Here is a 25,967-nt window from a genome sequence, read left to right as displayed (position 1 = left end):
GAGTGGCACCACGCGTCCGAGGAGAACAGCCGATGTCAGACAGCTCCCCCCTGCCGCCGGTGCGGCTGCACCCCGAAGCGGAGCTGGCGCGCGACGCGCTGTCCACGCCGTTGCTCTCCCGGGCCGCCCGCCTCGCCCGCTGGGCCGGACCCGACACCCGTGTCGACACCGGCGGCGGACTCGTCGACGAGCAGCTGCCGGCCGCCGCCGAACTCCTCGGTCTCACCGGGGACGACGCCGCCGCCCACGCCAGTGAGGCCTGGCGGGTCGCCGTGGACGCGGGACTCGTCGAGATCACCGACGAGGAGGCCGGCACCGTCACCGCCGGCGAGGACCTCGCCCTGCTCACCGCGGGCGCCCCGCACGACGTGCTCGCCGTCTGGCTGGCCGCCCTGGAGACCGTCCTCGCCGACGCGACCGTGCCCGACCTCGACGACCTGGCCGACGCGCTGGACGAGAACGGCGAGATCGACTTCTCCCGACTGGACTGGGACCCGGAGGGCGAGGCCGCCTTCCTCGACGGCGTGCTCGGCAACCTCTACCTGCTCACCGTCACCGAGGACGGCCCCGGCGACGGCCCCGTCCCGCTGCCGGCCCTCGCCGCGTCCATGATCGTCCCCGGTGACCTGGGCGAGCCCACCAACGACATGCTGGAGCAGATCTCCGACGCCATGATGCGTCTCGACGACCAGTTCCGGCTCCTCGAGCCCATCGGACTGGTCGCCTACCAGCCCGTCGACGAGGCCCTCATGGGCGACCCCGACGAGGAACCCGCCGCCCCCCTCGACGACACCGACGTCTCCCGCTACGGCATGGTCCGCCTCACCCCGCTCGGCCTCCACGGGCTCCGCGCCCGCCTGCTGGAGGCCGGCTTCGACGCCCCCGCCGTCGGCGACCTCGTCGACAAGGGCGCCGACGCCCTCCTCGACGGCAGCTCCGGCTACGGACCGCGCGCCGCCCGAGCCGAGACCGAACAGTGGCTGGACCGGCGCGAACCCCTCGCCGCCGCCCGGGAACTGCTCGCCGCCGCCCGCGGCGCGGACGAGGGCGCGCCGCTGCGCCGACTGCGCTGCCAGCAGGCCCTGTCCCTGGTCGGCGCGCAGGCCGAACCCGCCGTCCGGGAGGTCCTCGACGACCCCGAACTCGGCGGGCTCGCCCGGGTCTGGCTGACCGAGCTGGGCGCCACCGACGTACCGCCGCCCTCCGAGGACCTCGTCTACTGGCTCACCATCGACACCCTCGCCGCCCAACTCGCCGCCGAGGGCAACTCCGAGGAACTCCAGGCCCTCGTCGAGGGGCTCGCGCAGCAGCACAGCGGCTTCTTCGCGGCGGCCTGGCGGGTCGGACACCCGGCCACCGCCGACGTCCTGGAGGCCATGGGGCGCCTGCACCCGGACAAGCGGATCGCCAAGGAGGCCCGCAAGGCCGCGTTCAAGGCGCGCTCGCAACAGGGCGGGTGACCCGGAGCCGGTGCGGGTGGGTGCGGGCCGGGTGCGCGGTTCCGCGCGCGCTCCCGGGCCGTGACGCCGACGCGGGCGGGTAGTTCTCCCGGAGCCCGGCCGGGCGCCGCTCCGTGTTCAGCCGGTGTTCAGGGGCGAGGGGGACGGTTGCGCCGACGGAGGTCCGCCACCCTCCACGGCACACCAGCGTCTCAGGAGACAACATGTCGCTCACCCGCAGGGACTTCGCCGGGAAATCCGCGGCAACCGGTGCCGGCGTCGCGCTGGCGGGCAGCGTCGGCGCGCTCGCCAGCGCACCGAACGCCCTCGCGTCCACGGACACCGGAAGCGCGGACACCGAAACCGCGGACGCCGCGGGCGCGGACGCCCGGAACGCGGGACGCGAGTCGGCGGCGCACCACGGCGGAGTCGGCTACGGACCGCTGCTCCCCGACCCGGACGGCATCCTCGCCCTGCCCGCAGGTTTCGACTACCGGATCATCACCTACAGCGGGAGGACCAGGCTGGAGTCGGGCGAGTCCACCCCCTCCAACCACGACGGCACGGCCACCTTCGACGGCCCGCGCGGCACCACCCTCCTCGTCAACAACCACGAGCTGAAGGGCCCGCGCGCCAACTGGAAGTACCCCGTGCCGCTCACCGAGGGCCTCGTCTACGACCCGGCCGCCTCGGGCGGTTGCACGGTCGTCGAGGTCCGCCCCGGCGGCCAGGTCGCCGAGTGGGTGGGCATCGCCGGCACCTCCACCAACTGCGCGGGCGGCAGCACCCCCTGGGGCACCTGGCTGACCTGCGAGGAGAACTCCGACCGGGCCGGCACCAACGGCATGACCAAGGACCACGGCTACGTCTTCGAGGTCGACCCCCGTGACCGGCGCGCCAACCGGGACCCCAAACCGCTGAAGTTCTTCGGCCGTTACGACCACGAGGCCGTCGTCATCGACCCGCGGCGCGGCCACGCCTACCTCACCGAGGACGCCGCGACCCCCAACGGCCTGTTCTACCGCTGGACCCCGCCGCGCGGCTTCGAGCACGGCCGCGGCCAATTCCGTACCCTCGCCGACGACGCCGGCGTCCTCCAGGCGCCCAGGTGCTTCGACTCCGGCGGCCAGTTCGTCGACGACCTCTCCCGCGCCACGAAGACCGGCACCGTGTACGGCGTCGACTGGGTGGACGTGCCCGACCGCGACGCCAGGACGGTCGCGGTGCGCAAGCAGTTCGGCGCCGACGAGATCACCCGCGCCCGCAAGCTGGAGGGCATGTGGTGGGGTGACGGCGGCGCGTACGTCGTCTCGTCGTACGCCCGTGCCGAGAGCCCCGTCCAGCACGACGGCCAGGTCTGGTTCTACGACCCCAGGCGCCGCACCCTCACCCTGAAGGTCCTCCTCGGCGTCAACCCCGATCCGTCGGCCGACGGCGCCTTCGACTGCCCCGACAACATCACCGTCTCCCCGTACGGCGGACTCGTCATCGCCGAGGACGGTGAGGGCGTCTCCCATCTGTTCGGTGCCACCGACAGCGGCCGCACCTACCCGATCGCCCGCAACGACCTGAACATCGGCACCGAGGAGGCGCCCGAGTACAGCGAGTTCACCGGCGTCACCTTCTCTCCCGACGGGAGGACCCTGTTCGCCAACATCCAGCAGCCGGGCGTCATGCTGGCGATCACGGGGCCGTGGAAGCGGCAGAAGCGCGGCTGACCGGCCGATCGACCGGCGCGCACCCGGCGGGCCGACCCTGTCCGGTGGTGCAGGAGCCCGCCGCCACCACGGCGCCCGAGCGACCTGAGGCCCGCACCTGACCGGTGCGGGCCTCTTGGCCTGCCGGTCTTCCCCCGCCCGCCACTGACATCTAACATTTCAGTCATGGAGCCTCTACGACCCGTGCCGCGCACCCTCCTCAGGGAGCGGGCGTACGCGGCGATCCGGGATGCCATCGTGGGCGGGGAGATCGAGCCGGGCGCGGTGGTGCGGGACGCCGACCTGGCGGAGCGGCTCGGGCTGTCGCGGGCGCCGGTTCGGGAGGCGTTCGCGCGGCTCGTGGACGAGGGGCTGCTGGAGACCAAGCCGCAGAGCTACACGAAGGTGACTCCGGTCGTGGCCGGTGACGTGCGGGACGCGGCGGCCGTGGTGGGCGCCATGCACGAGCTGGTCACGCGGGTGGCGGTGCCCCGGCTGTTCGCGGCGGACGTCGAGGCGATGCGTGCGGCCAACCAGAGGTTCGGCGCCGCCGTGGACGCCGGTGACGTCGAGGGCGCGCTGCGCGCGGACGACGACCTGCACGACGTCCTCGTCCGGGTGAGCGGCAACCGCGCGGCCGCCGCCACCGTCGCCCGTTACACCCCGCTCATCCGGCGGCTGGAGCGACGGCGCTTCGGCGAGGGCGGCACCTGCCGTTCGGCCGGGCTGCACGACCGGCTGATCGCCGCCTGCGCGGCCGGTGACGTGGACGAGGCGGTCCACGTCACGGCTGAGATCTGGCGCACCCTGGCCGATCTGGCCGGCACCGACGACGACTGACTCCGCCTCGGGAGGCGCCATGTCCCTTTCCTCGTACGAGCGTTACCCCCTCCTCTTCGGCCCGTCGCCCGTCCATCCGCTGGACCGGCTGACGGAACACCTCGGCGGCGCCGCCCTGTGGGCGAAGCGGGAGGACTGCAACTCCGGTGTCGCGTACGGCGGGAACAAGACCCGCAAGCTGGAGTACCTGATCGCCGACGCCCTCGCGCGGGGCTGCGACACCCTGGTGTCGATCGGCGGTGTGCAGTCCAACCACACCCGGCAGGTCGCGGCCTGCGCGGCCCGTGCCGGGCTCAGGTGCGTGCTGGTCCAGGAGAGCTGGGTGGACTGGCCCGACCCGGTGTACGACAAGGTCGGCAACATCCTGGTCAGCCGCCTCGCGGGGGCCGATGTCCGGCTGGTGCGGGCCGGGTTCGGGATCGGCTTCAAGGAGAGCTGGGAACTGGCGCTCCGGGAGGTCGAGGAGTCCGGTGGCAAGCCGTACGCCATCCCGGCCGGGGCCTCCGACCATCCGCTCGGCGGGCTGGGCTTCGCCGGATGGGCCTATGAGGTCGCCGAGCAGGAGCGGGACCTGGGCGTCTTCTTCGACACCGTGCTGGTGTGCTCGGTGACCGGGTCGACGCAGGCCGGCATGGTCGCCGGGTTCGCGGCGCTGGAGGAGGGGGGCGGACGGCCCCGGCGCGTCATCGGCGTCGACGCCTCCGCCAAGCCCGCCGAGACCCGGACGCAGATCGCCCGCATCGCCCAGCGCACCGGGCGACTCATCGGGGTGAACAGGGAGTTGACGGAGTCGGACGTCGAACTGGACGAGCGGTACCACGCCGGTGTCTACGGCGTCCCCGACGAGGTCACCCTGGAGGCCATGCGACTCGCCGCGCGGACCGAGGGCATGGTCACCGACCCCGTCTACGAGGGGAAGTCGATGGCCGGACTCGTCGACCTGGTCGGGCGCGGTGAGATCGGCCGCGACGCGACCGTGCTCTACGCCCACCTGGGCGGCCAGCCGGCGCTGAACGCCTACAGCGCGCTGTTCTGAGCCTGGACGGCGGCACGTCGGTCCTCGCTAAAATCGGGGGGAGTCCCCGACTGGCCAGGAGTGACCCGATGACGCAGGTCAAGCCCATGCGTGCGGACGCTCGCCGCAACTACGAGCGGTTGCTGAAGGCGGCGACCGAGGCCTTCGCCGAGCATGGGGAGGGCGCGTCCCTCGACGACATCGCCAAGCGGGCGGGGGTCGGCTCCGGCACGCTGTACCGGCACTTCCCCACGCGGCAGGCGCTGCTGGAGGCGGCGTACGTCGACCGGATCGAGGCGTTCGCCGTGCGCGCGGACGAACTCGCCGCGCGGCTGCCGCCGGGCGAGGCGCTGGTGGAGTGGCTGAACGAGCTGTGCGTCGGCACGATCCAGGTCCGCGGCATGAAGGCGCTGATGGGGTCCGCCGTCACCGACGGCGGCATCGCGGCGGTCACGGCCTGCGGTACGACCGTGCAGGGCGCGGCGACCCGGCTGGTCGAGGCGGCGCAGCGGGAGGGGACGCTGCGGGCGGACGTCGAACCCGTCGAGGTGCTGCGGCTGGCGCACGGTGTGGCGACGGCGGCGGAGCTGGCGAACGGGGGCGGGAGCGGCATCCGGCGGTACGTGTCGCTGATGACGGAGGGGCTTGGCCCCGCGCGGTGAGCCGCGAGCCGCGAGTCCTGAGCCGTGAGTCCTGAGCCGTGAGTCCTGAGCCGTGAGCCGTGAGCCGTGAGTCCTGAGCCGTGAGCCGCGAGCCGTGAGTCCTGAGCCGTGAGCCGCGAGCCGTGAGTCGTGAGTCGTGAGCCGTGAGTCGTGAGCGTGGTGGCTGTCGGACGGCCGGCGGTGGGCGCCCCTGCCGGAGGGGCGCCCACGCGCGTCGTGGGGGCCGGGAGGGCCCGGAGGTCAGAGCGACTGCGCCGCCGGCTTCACCATGTTCCGTACCGTGCGGGCCTTGACGAAATCGCCCATGGCCGTCATCTCCCACTCGCCGGTGAACTGACGGATCAGCTTGGCCATCATCACGCCCGTCTGCGGCTCGGCGCCGGTCAGGTCGAAGCGGACCAGCTCCTCACCGGTCGCGGCGTCCAGCAGCCGGCAGTACGCCTTGGCGACCTCGGTGAACTTCTGCCCCGAGAACGAGTTGACCGTGAAGACCAGACCCGTGACGTCCTGCGGCAGTCGCCCCAGGTCGACGGTGATCACCTCGTCGTCGCCGCCGCCCTCACCGGTGAGGTTGTCGCCGGAGTGCTTGATCGCGCCGTTGACGATGGAGAGCTTGCCGAAGTAGCAGCTGTCGACGTGGTTGCGCTGGGGGCCGTAGGCGATCACGGACGCGTCCAGGTCGATGTCCTTGCCGCGGTACGCCGGCTCCCAGCCGAGCCCCATCTTGACCTGCGAGAGCAGCGGGCTGCCGCCCTTCACCAGGGAGACGGTCTGGTTCTTCTGGAGGTTGACACGGCCCTTGTCCAGGTTGATCTTCCCGGCGCCGGGGGCGGGCGGTGCCGGGGGAGCGGGCGGGGCGGCCATCGGCGGGGCGGGCGGGGTGACCGCGGGCTGCGTGGTGGGCATGGGCGGGGTGGCCGGCCGGGCCGGGGCGGCCGCCGCGGGCTCCTCCACCGAGACGCCGAAGTCGGTGGCGATGCCGGCCAGGCCGTTGGTGTACCCCTGGCCGACCGCGCGGGCCTTCCAGACGCCGTTGCGCAGGTAGATCTCCACGACGACCAGGGCCGTCTCGCCGCCCAGCCGCGGCGGCGTGAACGTGGCCAGCACGGTGTTGTCGTCCGCGCCGCGGACGGTGGCCGTCGGTTCGATGCCCCGGAAGGTCTGGCCCGCGGCGTCCGGGCTCGCGGTGACGACGATCTTCTCGATGCCGGGGGGCAGCGCCGAGGTGTCGACGATGATCGCGTCCGGGGCCGAGCCGCCGCCGGAGCGGTAGGTCACGCCGGGGCCGGCCGGCTGGTTGTAGAAGATGAAGTCGTCGTCGGAGCGCACCTTGCCGTCGGCGGTGAGCAGCAGGCCCGAAACGTCGAGGCGCACGGGGGCGGCGACGTCCACCGCCACGCGGGTGACGGGGAGGGGGATGTTCGAGCCGGGGGTCATAGCTGTCATGTCGGGTGAACGAGCGAGGCCGTTTTGCCGTTCCCTTACTTTCGACGGCTTCTTCCCGCCCCCCGGGAAACCCTCGTGGCGCGACCGCGCATGCGCGGTCCTGGCCCGCCGTGAGCCGGTCGAGGACCCGCGCGACCGCGGCGCCGGAGACGGCCGGCGCGCGGACGACCGTACCCGGCGGTGGGCGGGTCCGTTCGGTGCCCGCCCGCCGCCGCGGTGCTCCCGCGGGGGTGTCAGTACGGCCAGATCGGCGGGTCGCTGACGAAGTGGCCGCCGAGGTGGGCGTGCGCGATGTTCTCGGGGTCCAGCTCGCCCTGCTCGGCGATCAGCTTCTCGGCGTACGGCTCGGAGTCGTCCCGCGGTTCGTAGCCGAGCGCCCGCGCGCTGGTCAGGTCCCACCACAGCCGGGTGTTGGCGGAGGAACCGTGGACGACCGTGTGGCCGACGTCCTCGGCGGTGAGCGCGGCGTGGAAGAGGCGGGCGCCGTCGGCCGGGCTCATCCACACCGACAGCATCCGCACACTGGTCGGCTCGGGGAAGCAGGAGCCGATGCGCACGGACACGCTCTCCAGGCCGTGCTTGTCCCAGTAGAACTGGGCGAGGTCCTCGCCGAAGGCCTTGGACAGGCCGTAGAAGGTGTCCGGGCGGTGCGGGGTCTCGACGGGGATGAGGGGGTCGTCGCCCTGGGGGCGCGGGGTGAAGCCCACCGCGTGGTTGGAGGAGGCGAAGACGACGCGTCGCACGCCCTCCTCACGGGCGGCCTCGTACAGGTGGTGGGTGCCGACGATGTTCGCGCCGAGGATCTTCTCGAAGGGGGCTTCCAGGGAGATGCCCGCGAGGTGGATGATCGCGTCGACGCCCCGCACGGCCTCCCGGACGGCGTCCCGGTCGGCGAGGTCGGCGACGATCGCGTCCGGCTCGCCCTCGATCGGCCGCAGGTCCAGCAGGCGCAGCTCGTAGCCGTACGCGGGCAGCAGCTCCCGCATCAGGGTGCCGAGGCCTCCGGCGGCGCCGGTGAGCAGGACGGTGCGCGGAGCGGGCATCCTCGGGTCTCCTTGGGGCGACGGGGTCGGCGGGTGCGGCAGCGAGTGGGCCGTCGGCCGTATGCGTGGACGGTATTCACATGCGTGGACACGCTAAGGATCTCCGGCCCGTCACGTCAAGTCTCTCCCGGACCCGAAGAATCCGCCCCTGTCTGGAGGTTTGTGCGCTTGACCGGGGCTTGGGGGCCTTCATAGGCTGAGTCCGTTCATAGATGTGGACATTAGTCAGAAGAACGCACGCGTCGTCCCAGGGAGAGCCCGTGACGCCAGCCCCGCTCGCCGCACGTCTGCGCGTCCCCACCGGACCGCTGTTCTTCCCCGTCACCGCCTACGGCCTCGACGGCTCCCTCGACCTGGACACCTTCCGCGCGCACGTCCGCCGAGGGATCGAGGCCGGAGCGGCGGCGGTCTTCGCCTGCTGCGGCACCGGCGAGTTCCACGCGCTCACCCCCGAGGAGTTCGAGACCTGCGTGCGAGCGGCGGTGGACGAGACGGCCGGGCGCGTGCCCGTCGTCGCGGGCGCCGGCTACGGCACGGCGCTCGCGGTCCGTTACGCGCGCCTCGCGCACGCCGCCGGCGCGGACGGGCTGCTCGCGATGCCGCCGTACCTGGTCGTCGCCGGCCAGGAAGGACTGCTGCGGCACTACCGGGAGGTGGCCGCCGCGACCCCGCTGCCCGTGATCGTCTACCAGCGCGACAACGTCGTCCTCACCCCCGAGACGGTCGTCGGACTGGCGCGCACGGACGGGATCATCGGGCTCAAGGACGGGCTCGGCGACCTCGACCTCATGCAGCGCATCGTCAGCGCCGTCCGCACCGAGACCCCCGGCGACTTCCTCTACTTCAACGGCCTGCCCACCGCCGAACAGACCCAGCTCGCCTACGCCGCCATCGGCGTCCCCCTCTATTCGTCCGCCGTGTTCTGCTTCGCCCCCGAGATCGCCCTCGCCTTCCACCGGGCGCTCGCCACCGGCGACGAGAGAACCGCGCACCGCCTGCTGGACGGCTTCTACCGCCCCTTCGTCGAACTGCGTGCACAGGGCCGCGGCTACGCCGTCTCGCTCGTCAAGGCGGGCGTACGGCTGCGCGGGCTCGACGTGGGCGAGGTGCGGCCTCCGCTGCACGAGCCCGGCGAGGACCATGTCAAGCAGCTCGCGCAGCTCATCGAGCGCGGGTACGCGCTGCTGGAGGAGGGGCGGTGAAGGCGTCGGCGTTCGTCTACCCCTGGGACGTCAACGGCGACCCGCGCTCACCCGGCCGCATCGCCGCCCTCGGCGTCGGGCAGGTCACCCTGGCCGCCGCCTACCACTCCACCCGCGCCCTGACCCCCCGCCACCCCCGCCACCGCATCGTCACCGCCGAACACGCGGCCGTGCTGTACCCGGTGGACGGCCGCTGGGAAGGCCGCGCCCTGCGCCCCTGCCCGGCGGGCGACTGGGCCCCCGGCGACGCGTACGGCGAGGCGGCCGACGCGCTCACCGAGGCCGGTCTGGAAGTGCACAGCTGGGTCGTCCTCGCGCACAACTCCCGGCTGGGCGCCGAGCACCCGGAGACCTCCGTGGTCAACGCGTACGGCGACCGCTACCCGTGGGCCCCCTGCATCGCGCAGCCCGCCACGCGCGCGTACCTCGTCGACCTGGCGGCCGAGGCCGCCGTACGGCCCGGCACGGCCGGCACCGAACTGGAGTCCCTCGGCTGGTACGGCCTCCAGCATCTGCACGCCCACGACAAGACCGGTGGAGTCGGGCTCGGCGAGGCCGGGCAGTACCTGATGTCGCTCTGCTTCTGCCCGACGTGCCGCGCCGGGTACGCCGACCTGGGCCTGGACGCCGACGGGCTGGCCGCGGCCGTACGGACCGCGCTGGAACCGGTGTGGCAGGGGCTGCCGGACGACGGGGGCTGGGCCGGAGTGGAGAAGCTGCTCGGCGCGGAGCCCGCGGCGGTCACCCGCGCGTGGCGTGACGCGACCGCACGCTCGCTCCAGGAGGAGGCCGTCGCGGCCGTCCGTGCCGCGGCACCCGAGGGCTTCCAGGTGCTGCTGCACGCCGACCCGGTCTCCTACCACGTGGGCGCCAACCCGGGCGTCGACCCCGCGCACATCCTGTCCGTCGCCGACGGCGTGGTGGTGCCCTGCGCGGGCGGTCCCGCCCTGCTGGCGCCCTTCGCCGAACAGCGCCGCGAGGCGGCCGTGATCGCGGCCAACCTCACCGTCGTGTCCGGCATGGGCGGCAGCCCCGGCACACTCGCCACGGACGCGGCACGCGCGCGTGAACTGGGCGCCACGGAGCTCCGGCTCTATCACGCGGGACTCGCGTCGGACGCCGACCTGGAGGCGGTCCGCGAGGGACTCGGCGCGCTCTGAGCCGGCACGGGGGAGTTCTCCTCCGCCACGCCGGTCGTCCATGTTTCCTGCGTTCCCTGCGTCGCCTGCCGGGGTGCGGGCTCACGAGCGGAATCGGTCCGGGCGGGCGGCGAACTCACCGCCCGTCCGGCGATGAGTTCGCGTCCCTCCTCCGGTCTTCCCTTCCGACAGCCCACCTGGAGGAGCGGAAGATGACCGACACCCACACCGACACGGCGATCCTCGATCTCGGACCCCAGACGCGGATCGTGGCCCTGCTCGCGGCGGGCGTGCGGGACGAGCAGCTCGCGGACCCGACGCCCTGCCCGAAGTACGCGGTCCGCAACCTGTTGGGCCACCTCACGGGTCTCGCCGTCGCCTTCCGCGACGCCGCCCGCAAGGATCTCGGTCCGACCACCGACACCCCGCCGGACACCGCCGTGCCCGACATCGGCCCCGGCTGGCGCGAGGAACTGTCCCGCGTCCTCGGCGAACTCGCCGAGGCCTGGCGCGACCCCGCCGCCTGGACCGGCACGACCCGGGCCGGCGGGGTCGATCTGCCCGGCGAGGTCGCGGCGGCCGTGGCCATCGACGAACTGGTCGTCCACGGCTGGGACCTGGCCCGCGCCACCGGCCAGGAGTACGTCCCCGACCCGGCCGCGCTCCGGGCGTGTCACGCCTTCGTGGCGGCGGTCGCCGAGGACCCGACGGGCGGCGGCATCTTCGGGCCCGCGGTGCCGGTCCCGCCGGACGCGCCCCTGCTGGACCGGGTGATCGGCCTGAGCGGCCGCGACCCGGGCTGGACCCGAGGGGCGTGATTTCGGGCGGGGCCTGCCCCGCCGCTTCGAAGGGGGCGCCCCCGCCCATGGAGGGCGTGCCCCGCCTTCTCGCAGGTGTCCCCGCCTAGGGGGAGGGAGGGGGTGCCTCGTGCTGTCGGTCGGCGTGCCCCGCCTCCTCGGAGGGGGCCCGATGCTGTCGGTCGGCGTGCCTCGCCACCGCCTCGTCGGAGGGCGTGCCCCGCCTATTCGGAGGGACCCGTGCTGCTGGTCGGTGTGCCCCGGCTCCTTGGAGGGGGCCCGATGCTGTTGGTCGGCGTGCCTCGCCACCGCCTCGTCGGAGGGCGTGCCCCGCCTATTCGGAGGGGGGTGCCCCGTGCCGTCGGACGGCCTGCCCCGTGCTGTCGGGCGGCCTGCCCCAGCGCGGTTCCCGCCGCCGGGCCCGCCGTGACCCGTACGCCCTGCTCGTCCCCGCGCGGGAAGCGCCCGCCCCTCGCCGCGCGGGAAGCATAGGGCCCCCGTGCGGGAAGCGCCCTGCCCCTCCCGCGCGGCAAGCGCAGTGCCCCCGCGAGGGAAGCGCCGGGCTCCTTCCCGTCCGAACAGCGCCGTGCGCGTCCTCACGCGGCCAACCGGGGGCGGACGTGATCCGGGCGCGGTCCGCCCGTGCGGGCTCGTACGCTCCCCACCATGTCCCTCACCCTCACCGTCCTCGGTACCGCCTCTCCGCATCCCGGACCGGACCGGCCCTGTTCCGGGTACCTCCTGCGGGGCGGAGGTGCCGAGGTCTGGGTGGACGCGGGACCCGGCACCTTCGCGGAGTTGCAGAAGCACACCGACCCGCGTCGGCTCACCGCGATCTGGATCTCCCACCTGCACGCCGATCACAGTGCGGATCTCCTCGCCGCCCTCTACGCGTTCGCCTACGGCGGCGTGACCCCGCCGGCCCCGGTCCCGGTGTACGCGCCGCGCGACTGCGCCCTGCGCCTGGCGGGCTTCCTCGGGCGGCCGGACACGCGGTTCCTGAACGGGATCCTCGACTTCAGGACGCTGTACGACGGTCACGCCGTCCGCCATGGCGACCTGCGGCTCACCTCTCGCGCGGTCGTCCACGACACCGAGGCGTACGGGCTGCGCGCCGAGTGCCGGGGCAGCGTCCTCGCCTACTCGGGGGACAGCGGACCGTGCGCCGCGCTCGCCGAACTCGCGGCGGGCGCGGACCTGTTCCTGTGCGAGGCGGACATCGACGCGCATCGCGAAGGCGAACAGCGCGTGCACCTCACCCCGGAGGACGCGGGCGCCTGCGCGAAGGGCGCGCGGCAACTGCTGGTCACCCACGTGGGGCCCACCCTCACCCGTGAGGCCGCGGCCGGCCGTGCCGCCCTGGTCTTCGGCGGGCGGACCACCGCAGCGCGCGAGGGCGACACGGTCACGATCTGAGAAGCAACACCGACTTCCTCTGTCAGAAGCATTGACGAAACACGGCGCCCCTCCTACCTTCAACCCGTCGTACTTCGTACGTCATATATGAGACGCGATACGCGAGATCAGATACGCGATACCGAGAGGCGCGCATGACCTCTGTGCCCACGCCGATCCCCTCCCGCACGCAGTACGTGCTGGAGGAGATCAAACGCCGCATCCTCACCGGGCGGCTGACGCCAGGTCAGGCGCTGGTCGAGACCGAGCTGGCCGCGCAGTTCGGGGTCTCCAAGACCCCGGTGCGCGAGGCGCTCAAGACCCTTGCCGGCACCGGACTGGTCGTCATGAGCCAGTACAAGGGCGTCACGGTGCGCATGGTGGACGCGGACATGGCGCGCGAGGTCTACGACGTGCGACTGCTCCTCGAACCCGAGGCGCTGAAGCGGGCCGTGCGGCGCGGCGCCTCCCTGGACGCCGCTCGCGCGGCGTTGACCATGGCCGACGGGGCGACCGACACCGCCGAACGCTCCCTCGCCAACCGGGAGTTCCACCGCGCCCTGTATCTGCCCTGCGGCAATCCGCTGCTCGGCCGGATGCTCGACGAGGTCCGTGACCAGGCCGCCCTGGTCTCGGCCGTGGCCTGGGCCGCCTCGCCCTCGTGGGAACGCGAGGCGGGCGAGCACCGCGAGATCCTGCGGCTCGCCCTGGACGGCGACGCCGACGGCGCGGCCCGCGCCCTGCACGACCACATCGCGTCGTTCGTTCGCAGAGCGTTCCCCGACGCCCAGGCAGAGGAAGGTCAGGAATGAGCAGCGTGGCGTTCGAGACCCAGCGTGCGGCCCTGGCCGACGTCGTGGCCATCCCGGTGACCCCGTTCGCCGAGGACGGCTCCGTCGACCAGGACGCCCACCGGGCCCTGGTGCGCCGTCTGCTCGACGGCGGGATCAGCACCCTCACCCCCAACGGCAACACCGGCGAGTTCTACGCCCTCACCCCCGAGGAGCGCCGTCTGGTCACGGAGCTGACGATCGACGAGGGCGGGGACCGCGCGGTGGTCCTGGTCGGCGTCGGACACGACGTGCCGACCGCCGTCGCCTCCGCCCGGCACGCCCGTGAGCTGGGTGCGCGGATGGTGATGGTCCACCAGCCCGTGCACCCCTATGTCTCGCAGAGCGGCTGGGTCGACTACCACCGTGCCATCGCCGAGTCGGTGCCCGAGCTGGGCGTCGTCCCCTACATCCGCAACGCGCAGCTCGCCGGCGCCCGCCTCGCCGAACTCGCCGACGACTGCCCGAACGTGATCGGCGTCAAGTACGCCGTGCCGGACGCCTCCTGCTTCGCCGCCTTCGCCCGTGACGCGGGACTGGAGCGGTTCGTCTGGGTGGCCGGTCTCGCCGAGCCGTACGCCCCCTCCTACTTCTCCGCGGGTGCCACCGGCTTCACCTCGGGGCTGGTGAATGTCGCCCCGTCCGTCTCGCTGAACATGATCGAGGCGCTGCGGTCCGGCGACTACCCGGCCGCGATGAAGGTCTGGGAGCAGATCCGCCGCTTCGAGGAGCTGCGCGCGGCCAACGGCTCCGCCAACAACGTCACCGTCGTCAAGGAGGCCCTCGCCTCCCTCGGGCTGTGCCGCCGCGAGGTCCGTCCGCCGAGCCGGCCGCTGCCCGAGGCGGACCGCGCCGAGGTCGCCGCCATCGCCGCGGGGTGGTCCATATGACCGAGCCCGTCCGCAGGCGTCCGGAGGACCTGCGCAGCCACCAGTGGTACGGCACGGAGGGACTGCGTTCCTTCAGCCACCGCGCCCGCACCCGCCAGCTCGGCTACCTGCCCGAGGAGCACCTCGGCAAGCCGGTCGTCGCGATCCTCAACACCTGGTCGGACATCAACCCCTGCCATGTGCACCTGCGTGACCGGGCGCAGGCGGTCAAGCGGGGCGTGTGGCAGGCGGGCGGATTCCCGCTGGAGTTCCCGGTCTCCACCCTGAGCGAGACCTTCCAGAAGCCGACCCCCATGCTCTACCGCAACATGCTGGCGATGGAGACGGAGGAGCTGCTGCGGTCGTACCCGGTGGACGGCGCCGTCCTGATGGGCGGCTGCGACAAGACCACCCCGGCCCTCCTCATGGGCGCGGCCAGCGTCGACCTGCCGACGGTCTTCGTGCCGGCCGGCCCGATGCTGCCGGGCCACTGGCGCGACGAGGTCCTCGGCTCCGGCACCGACATGTGGAAGTACTGGGACGACAAGCGGGCCGGCCTGATCGGCGACTGCGAGATGGCCGAGCTGGAGAACGGTCTCGCCCGTTCGCCGGGCCACTGCATGACGATGGGCACGGCGTCCACGCTGACGGCGGCCGCCGAGGCGCTCGGCGTCACCGTTCCGGGGGCCTCCAGCATCCCGGCCGTGGACTCGGGGCACGACCGGATGGCGGCGAAGGCCGGCATGACGATCGTCGACCTGGTCCACCGGGACCGCAGGCTCTCGAGCCTCCTCACCCGGGACGCCTTCGAGGACGCGGTGACGACCGTCCTGGGACTCGGCGGCTCCACCAACGCCGTGATCCACCTGATCGCGATGGCGGGCCGGGCGGGAGTGAAGCTCACCCTGGACGACTTCGACCGCATCGCCCGCACCGTGCCGGTGCTCGCCAACGTGCGGCCCGGCGGGCAGACCTACCTGATGGAGGACTTCCACTTCGCCGGCGGCCTGCCCGGGTTCCTCTCCCGGATCCCCGACCTGCTCCACCTGGAGCGGCCCACCGTGTCGTACGACACGATGCGCGAGCAGCTCGCCGGTGCGCGGGTGCACAACGACGACGTCATCCGGCCGCGGGACAACCCGGTCGCCGACGAGGGCGGGGTCGCCGTCCTGCGCGGCAACCTCTGCCCGGACGGCGCGGTCATCAAGCACATCTCCGCCGAACCGCACCTGCTCAAGCACACCGGCCCCGCGGTCGTCTTCGACGACTACCGGACCATGCAGCGCACCATCAACGACCCGGACCTCGGCATCACCGCCGACAGTGTGCTGGTCCTGCGCAACGCCGGTCCGAAGGGCGGTCCGGGCATGCCCGAGTACGGCATGCTGCCCCTTCCCGACCACCTGCTCCGGCAGGGCGTGCGGGACATGGTCAGGATCTCCGACGCCCGGATGAGCGGCACGAGTTACGGCGCGTGCGTGTTGCACGTGGCGCCCGAGTCGTACGTCGGAGGGCCGCTCGCCCTGGTCCGCACGGGCGACTCGATCACCCTCGACGTCGAGGCCCGTGCCCTCCAGCTCAACGTGGACGACGAGGAGTTGGAGCGGCGCAGGGCCGAGTGGACGCCACCGCCCACCCGGTACGAGCGCGGTTACGGCGCGCTCTACAACGAACAGGTCACCCAGGCCGACACCGGCTGCGACTTCGAGTTCCTGGCCCGTCCGGGAACGGTGCGGGACCCGTACGCGGGCTGACCGGCACCGCGGAACAACCGGCAGACCCCTGCCCATGGAGAAAGCGCTTCCTGCACGACGGGAGCGACACGCGCGACACGACGTGAGCGACGCGGCGCAAGCCCCGCGACGCGAGCCCGCGACGCACGCAAGACACCGGCACCACGCCGGCCCCGTGCCGGCACGACGTACGACGACGTACCCAGAAACGGAGAACAGTCATGGCCCAAGCCGCAGCGGTGGCGAAACCGCCCGCGCCGGCCCGGCGGCGCCGTGCCTCCGCCACGCCGCGCAGGCTGCCGTACCTGCTGATCGCGCCGGCGGCCCTGCTCATGCTGGGCTTCATCGCCTACCCGGTCATCAGCGTCTTCTACTACAGCCTGCAGAACTACAACCCCACCAAACCGTGGCGCAACGGCTACGCGGGCTTCGACAACTTCGTCCACGCCTTCACCGACGACCCGGTGTTCTGGGACACGCTGACCTTCAGCGCCAAGTGGGTGTTCGTCGAGGTCGGCCTCCAGCTCATGTTCGGTCTGGCGCTGGCGCTCATCGTCAACCAGACCTTCGTGGGCCGCTCGCTCGGCCGCGCCCTGGTCTTCTCCCCGTGGGCCGTCTCCGGCGTGCTGACCTCCGCGATCTGGGTGCTGCTCTACAACTCCCAGACGGGCATCACCCGTTACCTCGCGGACATGGGCATCGGCAGTTACGGCACCAGCTGGCTGTCGGACACCTCCACGGTGTTCCCGGCCGCGATCGTCGCCGACCTGTGGCGCGGTGTCCCCTTCTTCGCGATCCTCATCCTCGCCGACCTCCAGTCCGTCTCGAAGGACCTGTACGAGGCGGCCGAGGTCGACGGGGCCAGCAGGCTCAAGCAGTTCTGGCACATCACGCTGCCGCACCTGAAGGACGCGATCGTCCTGTCCACGCTGCTGCGCGCGGTGTGGGAGTTCAACAACGTCGACCTGCTCTACACGCTGACCGGCGGCGGACCGGCCGGGGAGACCACGACGCTGCCCCTCTACATCGCCAACACCTCAGTCGACGCCCACAACTTCGGCTACGCGTCCGCCCTGACCACCGTCGCGTTCGTGATCCTGCTGTTCTGCTCGGTGGTCTACCTGCGGCTGAGCAAGTTCGGAAGTGAGGCCAAGTGATCACCAAGGAGGCCACCGAGGTGGCGCCCACGCCCGTGAGCGTCCCCACCGCGTCCGAGCAGCGTCCGCGCGGTGGGAGGAACCGCGCCTGGGACGAGGCTCCGCGCTGGCAGATCTATCTGCCACTGTCGATCTACCTCGTCTTCACGCTGATCCCGTTCTACTGGATCCTGCTGTTCGCGCTGCGCCCGGCCGGTTCGACCTCGCTGGTGCCCTGGCCGATGACCTTCGAGCACTTCGAGAAGGTCTGGACGGACCGAAGCTTCGGCACCTACTTCCAGAACAGCCTGCTCGTCGGCGTCGCCACCCTGCTGATGACGACCGTCGTCGCCCTGGCCGGCGGCTACGCCCTGGCCCGCTTCGACTTCAAGGTCAAGCGCGCCTTCATGCTGGCCCTGCTCTGCTCCCAGTTCGTGCCGGGCGCGCTGCTCCTGGTCCCGCTCTTCGAGATCTTCGCCGAACTCCAGATGATCAACTCGCTGACCAGTGTCATCATCGCCGAGACGGTGTTCCAGCTGCCGCTGTCGATGATCCTGATCAGCAACTTCATCAAGAACGTGCCGTACTCGCTGGAGGAGGCGGCCTGGGTCGACGGCTGCAACCGCTTCACCGCGTTCCGCATCGTGGTGCTGCCGCTGCTGCGACCGGGCCTGATCGCGGTCGGCTCCTTCGCCTTCGTGCACTCCTGGAACCACTTCCTGTTCGCCCTGATGTTCCTCAACAACCAGAGCAAGCAGACGATCCCGGTCGGCCTCAACACCCTGATGAGCGCGGACAGCGTCGACCTCGGCGCGCTCGCCGCCGGCGGCATCATCGCCGCCGTCCCGGTGGTGCTCGTCTTCGCCTTCATCCAGAAGTGGCTGATCACCGGCTTCAGCGCGGGGGCGGTGAAGGGATGAGGCTCCGCCAGATCGACGTCGCGGCGGGGACGTCGGGCCCGTTCCGCGGCCCCACGCACGCGCAGGCCCGGGACATCGGCCGCGACACCCTGCCCGCGGGCGACGGCTGGGCGTCGTACGGCGGCACCACCACCGGCGGCGCGGCCGCCGACGACGACCACGTCCACACCGTCACCGACCGGGCCGGCCTGGTCCGCGCCCTCGACCACGGCAGCGACACCCCGGAGATCATCCGCATCGCCGGGACCATCGACGCCGACACCGACGACGACGGCCTGGACCGCGCCGACCACGCCACCGGCGGCTACTCCCTGAAGAAGTACCTGGCCGCCCACTCCCCGCGCACCTGGGGTTCCGCCAGCCCGACCGGCCCGCAGGAGGAGGCCCGCCAGGCGCCGGCGGCCCGGCACGGCTACCCGGGGGACCTCCTGGCGATCCGCAACGCCTACGACGGCGGCAGCGAGCGCGACCTCACGGCGGACGTCGGCTGGACACCTACCCTGCACACAGTGATCGACAGCGCCGCGGTGGCCGACCGCGAGGTGGCACGCGGCGCGGGCGCAGGGAGGATCCCATGAACACCCCCGAAGCGATGAACACCCCCGGACCGGCGAGCGGGCGCGAACCCGCGAGCGGTACCGGACGGACGAGCACCGGCGCTGCGGCGGGCGCGGGCGTCCCCGTCGTCCTGGCCGGTGCGCGCGGCCACGGCCGCTGGCACCTGGACAACATCCGCCGGCTCCAGGACAAGGGCATCGTCCGCCTCGCGGGCATCTGCGAGCTGACCCCGCTCACCCCGGACGAGATCCCGGAGGGCCTCGGCGCGCCCGAGCAGTCCGCCGACTTCGGCGCGCTGCTGGACTCCACCGGCGCCCGCGTCGCCGTCGTCTGCACCCCGATCCCCACCCACACCGACCTGGCCCTGACCGCGGCCCGCAAGGGCGTGCACCTGCTGCTGGAGAAGCCGCCGGCGCCGTCGTACGCGGAGTTCCGCCGGATGGCCGACGGGGTCGCCGAGGCGGGCGTCGTCTGCCAGATCGGCTTCCAGTCGCTGGGCTCGCACGCCGTGCCCGCCGTCCGCCGGATGATCGGCGACGGGGTGATCGGCGAGGTCGCCGGGGTCGGCGGAGCCGGTGCCTGGGCCCGCCCGGAGGCCTACTTCCGGCGCGCGCCCTGGGCCGGGAAGCGGCGGCTGAACGGCGTCGACGTGATCGACGGCGCCCTCACCAACCCGCTCGCCCACGCCGTCGCCACCGCCCTCGCGCTGGCCGGCGTCACCCGCGCCGAGGACGTCACCGGCATCGAGACCGAGCTGGCGCACGCCAACGCCATCGAGTCCGACGACACCTCCTGCGTCCGGATCACCACGGCCGCCGGGCGCCCGGTCGTCGTCGCTGCGACGCTGTGCGCCGAGGACCCCGACGACCCGTACGTCGTCGTCCACGGCAGTCAGGGCCGGATCACCTTCTGGTACAAGCAGGATCGCGTCCTGCTCCAGCGCGGCGGCCACGGCCCCGAGGAGTTCGAGTACGGCCGCACCGACCTGCTGGAGAACCTCGTCGACCATCTCACCGACGGCGCCGACCTGCTGGTCCCGCCGGCCGCCACGGAGGCGTTCATGCGGGTCGTCGAGGCGATCCGGGTCGCCCCCGACCCGCTCGAACTGCCCGACGACGCCTGGCGCCGGCTCCCCGGCGAGGACCGCCGGGTCGTCCCCGGTGTCGACGGACTGGTCGCGGCCGCCGCCGACAGCCTCGCCCTCTTCTCCGAACTGGGCGCCGCCTGGGCGTCCCCGACCGCGCATCCGAAAGAGGTGAGCACCTGATGGCACAGGCACCCGACGCACCCGTGGTGCTGCGTGTCGCGGGCCGCCCGGTCGGCCACTACGTCACCCGGCCCGAGCTGCCCGCCCGGCTCTCCCCACGCCCCTGTCTGCACCCCGTCACCACCCTGGCCGGCACGGTGGTCACCGAACTGAGCCCCGCCGACCACACCCACCACCTCGGCGTCGGTGTCGCCGTTCCCGACGTCGAGGGACACAACTTCTGGGGCGGGCGCACCTACGTCCGCGACCAGGGTCCGACCGAACTCGACAACCACGGCACCCAGCGGCACACCGGGTTCCCCCTGCGCGACCCCGACGGGTTCCTGGAGGAGCTGCGCTGGGTGGCCGCCGGTACCGAGCTGCTGCGCGAGCGCCGCACCGTGGCGGCCACCGAACTCACCGACACCGCCTGGGCGCTGGACTTCACCTTCTCCCTGACCAACGCCACCGCCGACCCGGTGACCATCGGCAGCCCGGCGACGAACGGACGCCCCGGCGCGGCCTACGGCGGCTTCTTCTGGCGGGCACGCAAGGAGGAGCGGGCCCCGGACGTGTTCACCGCCGACGCCGAGGGCGAGGCCGAGGTGCACGGCGGGTGCGCCGACTGGCTCGCCCTGACCGGCACCGACTGGAGCCTGGTGTTCGCGGGTGCCACGGACGCCACCCGCCGCGATCCCTGGTTCGTGCGCACCGCCGAGTACCCGGGCGTCGGCTCCTCCCTGGCCTCCGCCGAGCGGCTCGCGATCGCGCCCGGCGACACCGCCGTGCGCCGCGTCGTCACCGTCGTCGCCGACGGCCGCCTCGGCCGCGACGAGGCGGCCACCCTCGTCCGGAAGGCGGTCACCCAGTGACGGACCAAACAGTGACCGGCGAAGCGGTGACGGACGACGCAGCGATCGACGAGGCGGCGCACTCGGCGGCAGCCCACTCCGGGTCAGCGACCGGCGAGACGTACCGGAACCCGATCCTCGACGCCGACTGGTCCGACCCGGACGTGGTGTGCGTCGGCGACGACTTCTACCTCACCGCCTCCAGCTTCGGCCGCGCCCCCGGTCTGCCGCTGCTGCACTCACGCGACCTGGTCAACTGGACCCTGGTCGGGCATGCCCTCGAACACCTGGAACCGGCGGCCGAGTTCAGGTCCCCGCGTCATGACTGCGGGGTCTGGGCGCCTTCGCTGCGCCACCACGACGACCGCTTCTGGATCTTCTGGGGCGACCCCGACCAGGGCCTGTTCCAGGTCAACGCACCCGAGATCAGGGGTCCGTGGACGCGGCCGCACCTGGTGAAGGAGGGCAAGGGGCTGATCGACCCGTGCCCCCTGTGGGACGAGGAGACCGGCGAGGCCTATCTGGTCCACGCCTGGGCGAAGTCCCGCTCCGGTGTGAAGAACCGCCTCACCGGCCACCGCATGCACCCCGACGGCACCTCGCTCCTCGACGACGGCAAGCTGATCGTCGAGGGGGACCGCATCCCCGGCTGGTTCACCCTCGAGGGCCCCAAGCTGTACCGGCACGACGGCTGGTTCTGGATCTTCGCGCCGGCCGGGGGAGTGGACACCGGCTGGCAGGGCGCCTTCCGCGCCCGGGACTTCTTCGGCCCCTACGAGGAGAGGATCGTCCTGGAGCAGAAGGACACCGACGTCAACGGCCCCCACCAGGGCGGCTGGGTGCGCACCCCGTCCGGCGAGGACTGGTTCCTGCACTTCCAGCAGCGCGGCGCCTACGGCAGGGTCGTCCACCTCCAGCCGATGCGGTGGGGTGATGGGGGCACCTCCCGCTCGAGCGAAGCCGGGAGTGGGGGAAGCTGGCCGGTGATCGGTGACGGGGGCGCCCCCGTCGCCGTGCACCGCAGGCCCGATCTGCCGCCGCAGCCGGCCGCGGCGCCCGCCACCGACGACGACTTCCCCGGCGGACGGTTCGGCAGGCAGTGGCAGTGGACGGCCAACCCGCAGGACGGCTGGGCCACCCAGCACTCCGGAGACGGCCTGCGCCTGTCCTGCGTCCGTACGGCCGACGCGCACGACCTGCGCAAGCTGCCCCACGTGCTCACCCAGCGGCTGCCCGGCGTCCCGTCGGCCGTCGAGGTGGAGCTGGAACTGCACGGCGAGGAGCCCGGAGCGCGGGCCGGACTCGCGGTGCTCGGGGACGCCTTCTCCTGGATCGGGCTGCAACGCGGCACGGACGGCACGGTCCACCTCGTGCACCGCTTCGCCGAGGCGGTCGCCGAGAAGGAGCGGGACGCCGCCCACCCACGGCTCGCCCCGCACGGCAGGGTCCGCCTGCGCGTCGAGATCGGTGCCGGCGCCCGCTGCCGCTTCGCCTACGACCTCGGCGACGGCCCGCGGCATTCGGGCCCCGTCTTCGCCGCCACCCCCTGGCGCTGGGTCGGCGCGCTGCTCGGCCTGTTCGCCCTCGCTCCCGACGGACCGGGGCGAGCCGGGGCGGGCACGTTCACGCACTTCAGGATCAGCACCCTTTAACCCACCGCAGTCGGAAGCCTGTTGGGAGACGCAATGACGCACTTCCCGAGCAAGCGCTTGTCGAGACCAGGCGTCGTCATGGCCGCCGTGGCCGGCCTGGTCGCCGCGCTGGGCCTCGGCGCGGTCGGCGAGGCCCACGCGTCGCCGGCCGGGGCCGCGGCCACCGCCGCCGAGCCGCGCTGGTCCGACCGGGCCCACGGCTTCGCCTCCCTGGCCGGAGGCACCGGCGGCGGGGCCGGCGGCAGGGTCGTCACCGTGACCGACCAGGCCTCCCTGGCCGCCTACGCCGCGGCCGAGGAGCCGTACGTCATCCGGATCGCCGGATCGATCGCGGTCCAGCCGTTCGGCGCGAACATCGCCGTCGCCTCGGACAAGACGCTGGTCGGCGTGGGGGACACCGGTGAGATCGTGCACGGGGAGCTGCACCTTGCCCCCGGAACCCACAACGTGATCATCCGGAACCTGACGATCCGCGACTCGGCGGTGGCCGGCGACTGGGACTGCAAGGACACCGACTTCGACGGCATCCAGATGGACACCGTCGACCACGTCTGGGTCGACCACAACCGCTTCTCGAACATCTGCGACGGGCAGCTCGACGTCCGCAAGGACAGCGACCACGTCACCGTCTCCTACAACCGGTTCGAGAACAACAACAAGACGTTCGGGCTCGGTTGGACCACCGACGTCAAGACCCGGATCACCGTCGACCACAACCTGTTCGCCCACACCAAACAGCGCAACCCGTCCGTCGACAACGCGGCCCAGGCCCACCTCTACAACAACTACCTGACGGCCCAGACCGATCCGGGCGACCCGGTGTGGACCTACGGGAACTGGTCGCGCGGCCGGACGAAGATGGTCATCGAGAACAGCTACTACCGGGACGTCCAGCACCCCTACCAGGCGGACGCCACCGCCGAGCTGGTGCAGCGCGGGTCGATCCTGAGGAACACCACGGGCCGGCACGACGAATGGGGTGCCGCCTTCGAGCCGCGGGACCACTACGCGTACCGGCTGGACCCGGCGGCGGCCGTGCCCGCGCTGGTCACGAGGTTCGCGGGGCCGCGGAAACGGATCGGCGACGCGGTGACGCTGCGGGTGCCCGGTGACTACCCGACCGTCCAGGCGGCCGTGGACGCCGTGCCCGAGGGCAACTCCGTCCCCGTCACCGTCGCCGTCGCGCCGGGCACCTACCGCGAGAAGGTGTTCATCCCGGCGGGCAAGCCGAACATCTTGTTGCAGGGGACTGGACAGGACCGCTCCGACACCGTCATCGTCTACGACACGCCTGCGGAGTACGGGGGTTCGACCGGCAGTGCCACGGTCCGGATCGCGGCCCACGACGTCACCGCACGCCACCTCACCTTCAGCAACGACTTCGACGAGGCCGCGCACGAGCTGAAGGGCGAGCAGGCGCTGGCGGTGAAGACGACCGGCGACCGGATCGTCTTCGAGGACACGGCCTTCCTGGGCAACCAGGACACGCTGATGACCGACAGCCCCAAGCTGGACGTGATCAGCCGGGTCTACATCCGCGACTCCTATCTCGAGGGCGACGTCGACTTCCTCTACGGACGGGCGACGACCGTCGTCGAGCGGTCCGTGATCCGGGCGCTCAGCCGCGGGTCGGCCACGAACAACGGCTACATCACGGCCGCCTCCACCTGGACGGGCAACCCGTACGGGTTCCTGATCACCAGGTCCAGGATCGTGAGCGACGCGCCGGCCGGGAGCTTCCACCTCGGACGGCCCTGGCACCCGGGCGGTGAACCCGCCGCGGTGGCCCAGGTGCTGATCCGCGACACCGAACTGCCCGCCGCGGTCAAGGCCGCCCCGTGGACCGACATGAGCGGCTTCTCATGGCGGGACGCGCGGTTCGCCGAGTACCGGAACCACGGTCCGGGCGCGACGGTGACCGCGGACCGGCCGCAGATGAGCGACGTCCGGGCACGCACGCACACCGTCGCCGACTACCTCGGGGGCACCGACCACTGGGCTCCCCACGCCCGCCGCTGACCCCGCGCCCCCCACACACCCGTACAGCCCGTTGGATCCAGAAGAGAAGAAGAAGAGAGCCGACCAATGAAGATCAGCATCCACAGAAGCAGGCGCGCCGCCACGGCCGTAGCCCTGGGGGCCGCGCTCGCCCTGACCGCCACCGCCTGCGGTGACGACGGCAGCGGCACCGGCGGGGACAAGGGGTCCGCGGGCAGCGGAAAGGGCAAGATCGTCTTCTGGGACAACAACGGCGGTGTCCGCACCGACATCTGGAAGGAGGTCATCGCCGACTTCGAGAAGGCCAACCCGGACATCAAGGTCGAGTACGTCGGAATCGCCTCCACCGAGTACGGCTCCAAGGTCGACACCGCCATCCAGGGCGGCGGCCTGCCGGACGTCGGCGGGATCGGCGCGTCGATGGCGGCCGGAATCGCCGCCCAGGGCGCGCTGGAGCCGCTGGACGGCCGTCTCGCCAAGTCCTCCCTCAACGGCAAGCTCAACGAGTCCATGGTCGAGTCGCTGAAGTCCGCCGGCGGCGGCGACGCGCTCTACTCGATCCCGACCTCCGCCAACAACGGTGTCCTCTACTACCGCACCGACCTGTTCAAGGCGGCCGGGCTGGCGGAGCCGACCACCTGGGACGCGTTCTACACGGCCGCGGAGAAGCTGACGAACGCGGGCAAGAACCAGTTCGGGTACACCATCCGCGGCGGCGCCGGATCCATCGCGCAGGCGCTGGACGCGATGTACGGGCAGAGCGGGATCACCTCGTTCTGGAACGGTGACAAGACCACCGTCAACGACCCGAAGAACGTGGAGGCGCTGGAGAAGTACGCGGCCCTCTACAAGAAGGTCACCCCGGCCGCCGACCTCAACAACGACTTCACCAAGATGGTCGCCCAGTGGGACTCGGGCACCATCGGCATGCTGAACCACAACCTGGGTTCGTACCAGGACCACGTGAAGGCGCTCGGCGTCGACAAGTTCCGGGGCATCCCGCAGCCGATCGGCTCCTCCGGCAAGCGGGTCCAGGTGTCCAACCCGGTGGACGGGCTGGGCCTGTTCAAGAGCTCCAAGAACAAGGACGCCGCCTGGAAGTTCATCGAGTTCGCCACCTCGCAGGCGGAGAACTCGAAGTTCAACGAGTCGGCGGGGCAGGTGCCGTCGAACACCGGGGCGGCGAAGGACGCGTGGATCTCCAAGGCCGAGCCGACCAAGCTGGCCGCGCAGGCGCTGTCGGACGGGTCCACGACGATCGTGCAGCTCCCGTACTACCTGCCGGACTGGGGCACCCTGTCCAAGTCCGACAACGAGCCCAACTTCCAGAAGGTCCTGCTCGGCAAGCTCGGCGCCAAGGAGTTCCTGGACACCTTCGCCGACCAGCTGAACGCGGCGCAGGCGGAGTGGAAGGAACAGAAGGGCTAGGACCTCGGATCGTGGCGGCCGGCCGCGGGCCCTCTCCGCGGCCGGCCGTGATCCCGCGGCGCAGCCGCACC

General features: G+C 72.4%; 22 protein-coding genes. 20 read left to right on the top strand and 2 right to left on the bottom strand.

The features are described from left to right. Positions 1–32: 32 nt before the first annotated feature. The 5 genes from ACFYO5_RS00630 (at position 33) to ACFYO5_RS00610 (ending at position 5,653) form a co-directional block, all read left to right on the top strand. Positions 33–1,460, top strand: a complete 1,428-nt coding sequence (locus ACFYO5_RS00630; protein WP_388702628.1) for a hypothetical protein — start codon at positions 33–35, stop codon at positions 1,458–1,460. A gap of 203 nt (positions 1,461–1,663) precedes the next feature. Continuing rightward, positions 1,664–3,157, top strand: a complete 1,494-nt coding sequence (locus tag ACFYO5_RS00625) for an alkaline phosphatase PhoX (protein ID WP_388702626.1) — start codon at positions 1,664–1,666, stop codon at positions 3,155–3,157. Between the two features lie 165 nt (positions 3,158–3,322). Beyond that, positions 3,323–3,976 (top strand): GntR family transcriptional regulator, encoded by a 654-nt coding sequence (locus tag ACFYO5_RS00620; RefSeq protein WP_388702624.1) that lies wholly within the window; start codon positions 3,323–3,325, stop codon positions 3,974–3,976. 19 nt (positions 3,977–3,995) lie between these two features. Continuing rightward, positions 3,996–5,012 (top strand): 1-aminocyclopropane-1-carboxylate deaminase, encoded by a 1,017-nt coding sequence (locus tag ACFYO5_RS00615; RefSeq protein ID WP_388702623.1) that lies wholly within the window; start codon positions 3,996–3,998, stop codon positions 5,010–5,012. Positions 5,013–5,080: 68 nt separating this feature from the next. Then, on the top strand, positions 5,081–5,653 hold the full coding sequence (locus tag ACFYO5_RS00610; protein ID WP_388702621.1) for a TetR/AcrR family transcriptional regulator: 573 nt from the start codon (positions 5,081–5,083) through the stop codon (positions 5,651–5,653). A 240-nt stretch (positions 5,654–5,893) separates the two neighbouring features. Here ACFYO5_RS00610 and ACFYO5_RS00605 read toward each other — a convergent pair whose 3' ends face one another. Then, complete coding sequence (locus ACFYO5_RS00605; RefSeq protein WP_388704663.1) at positions 5,894–7,090, bottom strand: TerD family protein; 1,197 nt, start codon at positions 7,088–7,090, stop codon at positions 5,894–5,896. 242 nt (positions 7,091–7,332) lie between these two features. After that, a complete protein-coding gene (locus tag ACFYO5_RS00600) occupies positions 7,333–8,142 on the bottom strand; it encodes an NAD-dependent epimerase/dehydratase family protein (protein ID WP_388702619.1) in 810 nt (269 codons plus the stop codon). A gap of 260 nt (positions 8,143–8,402) precedes the next feature. On the opposite strand from ACFYO5_RS00600, the gene ACFYO5_RS00595 reads away from it, so the two are divergent. From ACFYO5_RS00595 to ACFYO5_RS00525, 15 genes are all read left to right on the top strand, one after another. After that, a complete protein-coding gene (locus tag ACFYO5_RS00595; protein ID WP_388702617.1) occupies positions 8,403–9,344 on the top strand; it encodes a 5-dehydro-4-deoxyglucarate dehydratase in 942 nt (313 codons plus the stop codon). Next, positions 9,341–10,504, top strand: a complete 1,164-nt coding sequence (locus ACFYO5_RS00590) for a hypothetical protein (protein ID WP_388702615.1) — start codon at positions 9,341–9,343, stop codon at positions 10,502–10,504. Before ACFYO5_RS00595 ends, ACFYO5_RS00590 begins: the two co-directional genes overlap by 4 nt. 191 nt (positions 10,505–10,695) lie before the next feature. Continuing rightward, positions 10,696–11,301: a TIGR03086 family metal-binding protein gene (locus ACFYO5_RS00585; RefSeq protein ID WP_388702614.1), complete on the top strand. Its 606-nt coding sequence runs from the start codon at positions 10,696–10,698 to the stop codon at positions 11,299–11,301. 645 nt (positions 11,302–11,946) lie between these two features. Continuing rightward, positions 11,947–12,696, top strand: a complete 750-nt coding sequence (locus tag ACFYO5_RS00580; protein WP_388702612.1) for an MBL fold metallo-hydrolase — start codon at positions 11,947–11,949, stop codon at positions 12,694–12,696. A gap of 134 nt (positions 12,697–12,830) precedes the next feature. Beyond that, complete coding sequence (locus ACFYO5_RS00575) at positions 12,831–13,487, top strand: GntR family transcriptional regulator (RefSeq protein WP_356568079.1); 657 nt, start codon at positions 12,831–12,833, stop codon at positions 13,485–13,487. Continuing rightward, positions 13,484–14,395: a dihydrodipicolinate synthase family protein gene (locus ACFYO5_RS00570; RefSeq protein ID WP_356568081.1), complete on the top strand. Its 912-nt coding sequence runs from the start codon at positions 13,484–13,486 to the stop codon at positions 14,393–14,395. Before ACFYO5_RS00575 ends, ACFYO5_RS00570 begins: the two co-directional genes overlap by 4 nt. Further along, on the top strand, positions 14,392–16,128 hold the full coding sequence (gene araD, locus ACFYO5_RS00565; protein WP_356568083.1) for an L-arabinonate dehydratase: 1,737 nt from the start codon (positions 14,392–14,394) through the stop codon (positions 16,126–16,128). The genes ACFYO5_RS00570 and araD overlap by 4 nt, the downstream gene beginning before the upstream one ends. Before the next feature lie 200 nt (positions 16,129–16,328). Further along, positions 16,329–17,264 carry a sugar ABC transporter permease gene (locus ACFYO5_RS00560; protein ID WP_356568085.1) on the top strand — a complete coding sequence of 312 codons (936 nt, stop codon included), beginning with the start codon at positions 16,329–16,331 and terminating at the stop codon, positions 17,262–17,264. Then, complete coding sequence (locus tag ACFYO5_RS00555; RefSeq protein ID WP_388702609.1) at positions 17,261–18,163, top strand: carbohydrate ABC transporter permease; 903 nt, start codon at positions 17,261–17,263, stop codon at positions 18,161–18,163. The genes ACFYO5_RS00560 and ACFYO5_RS00555 overlap by 4 nt, the downstream gene beginning before the upstream one ends. Continuing rightward, complete coding sequence (locus ACFYO5_RS00550; RefSeq protein WP_388702607.1) at positions 18,160–18,741, top strand: hypothetical protein; 582 nt, start codon at positions 18,160–18,162, stop codon at positions 18,739–18,741. The genes ACFYO5_RS00555 and ACFYO5_RS00550 overlap by 4 nt, the downstream gene beginning before the upstream one ends. Then, positions 18,738–19,988 carry a Gfo/Idh/MocA family protein gene (locus tag ACFYO5_RS00545; protein WP_388702606.1) on the top strand — a complete coding sequence of 417 codons (1,251 nt, stop codon included), beginning with the start codon at positions 18,738–18,740 and terminating at the stop codon, positions 19,986–19,988. The genes ACFYO5_RS00550 and ACFYO5_RS00545 overlap by 4 nt, the downstream gene beginning before the upstream one ends. After that, complete coding sequence (locus ACFYO5_RS00540; protein WP_356568093.1) at positions 19,988–20,839, top strand: PmoA family protein; 852 nt, start codon at positions 19,988–19,990, stop codon at positions 20,837–20,839. Before ACFYO5_RS00545 ends, ACFYO5_RS00540 begins: the two co-directional genes overlap by 1 nt. 44 nt (positions 20,840–20,883) lie before the next feature. Continuing rightward, positions 20,884–22,470 (top strand): family 43 glycosylhydrolase, encoded by a 1,587-nt coding sequence (locus ACFYO5_RS00535; RefSeq protein WP_388704661.1) that lies wholly within the window; start codon positions 20,884–20,886, stop codon positions 22,468–22,470. 33 nt (positions 22,471–22,503) lie between these two features. Beyond that, positions 22,504–24,489 carry a pectinesterase family protein gene (locus ACFYO5_RS00530; protein ID WP_388702604.1) on the top strand — a complete coding sequence of 662 codons (1,986 nt, stop codon included), beginning with the start codon at positions 22,504–22,506 and terminating at the stop codon, positions 24,487–24,489. Between the two features lie 66 nt (positions 24,490–24,555). Continuing rightward, a complete protein-coding gene (locus ACFYO5_RS00525) occupies positions 24,556–25,896 on the top strand; it encodes a sugar ABC transporter substrate-binding protein (RefSeq protein ID WP_356568097.1) in 1,341 nt (446 codons plus the stop codon). The last annotated feature ends 71 nt before the right edge of the window (positions 25,897–25,967 follow it).

It is taken from the genome of Streptomyces sp. NPDC006259, from assembly GCF_042870975.1.
Taxonomy (GTDB): domain Bacteria; phylum Actinomycetota; class Actinomycetes; order Streptomycetales; family Streptomycetaceae; genus Streptomyces.
The sequence above is the reverse complement of the archived record's forward strand: the minus strand, read 5'-3'. Positions and strand labels throughout refer to the sequence as shown.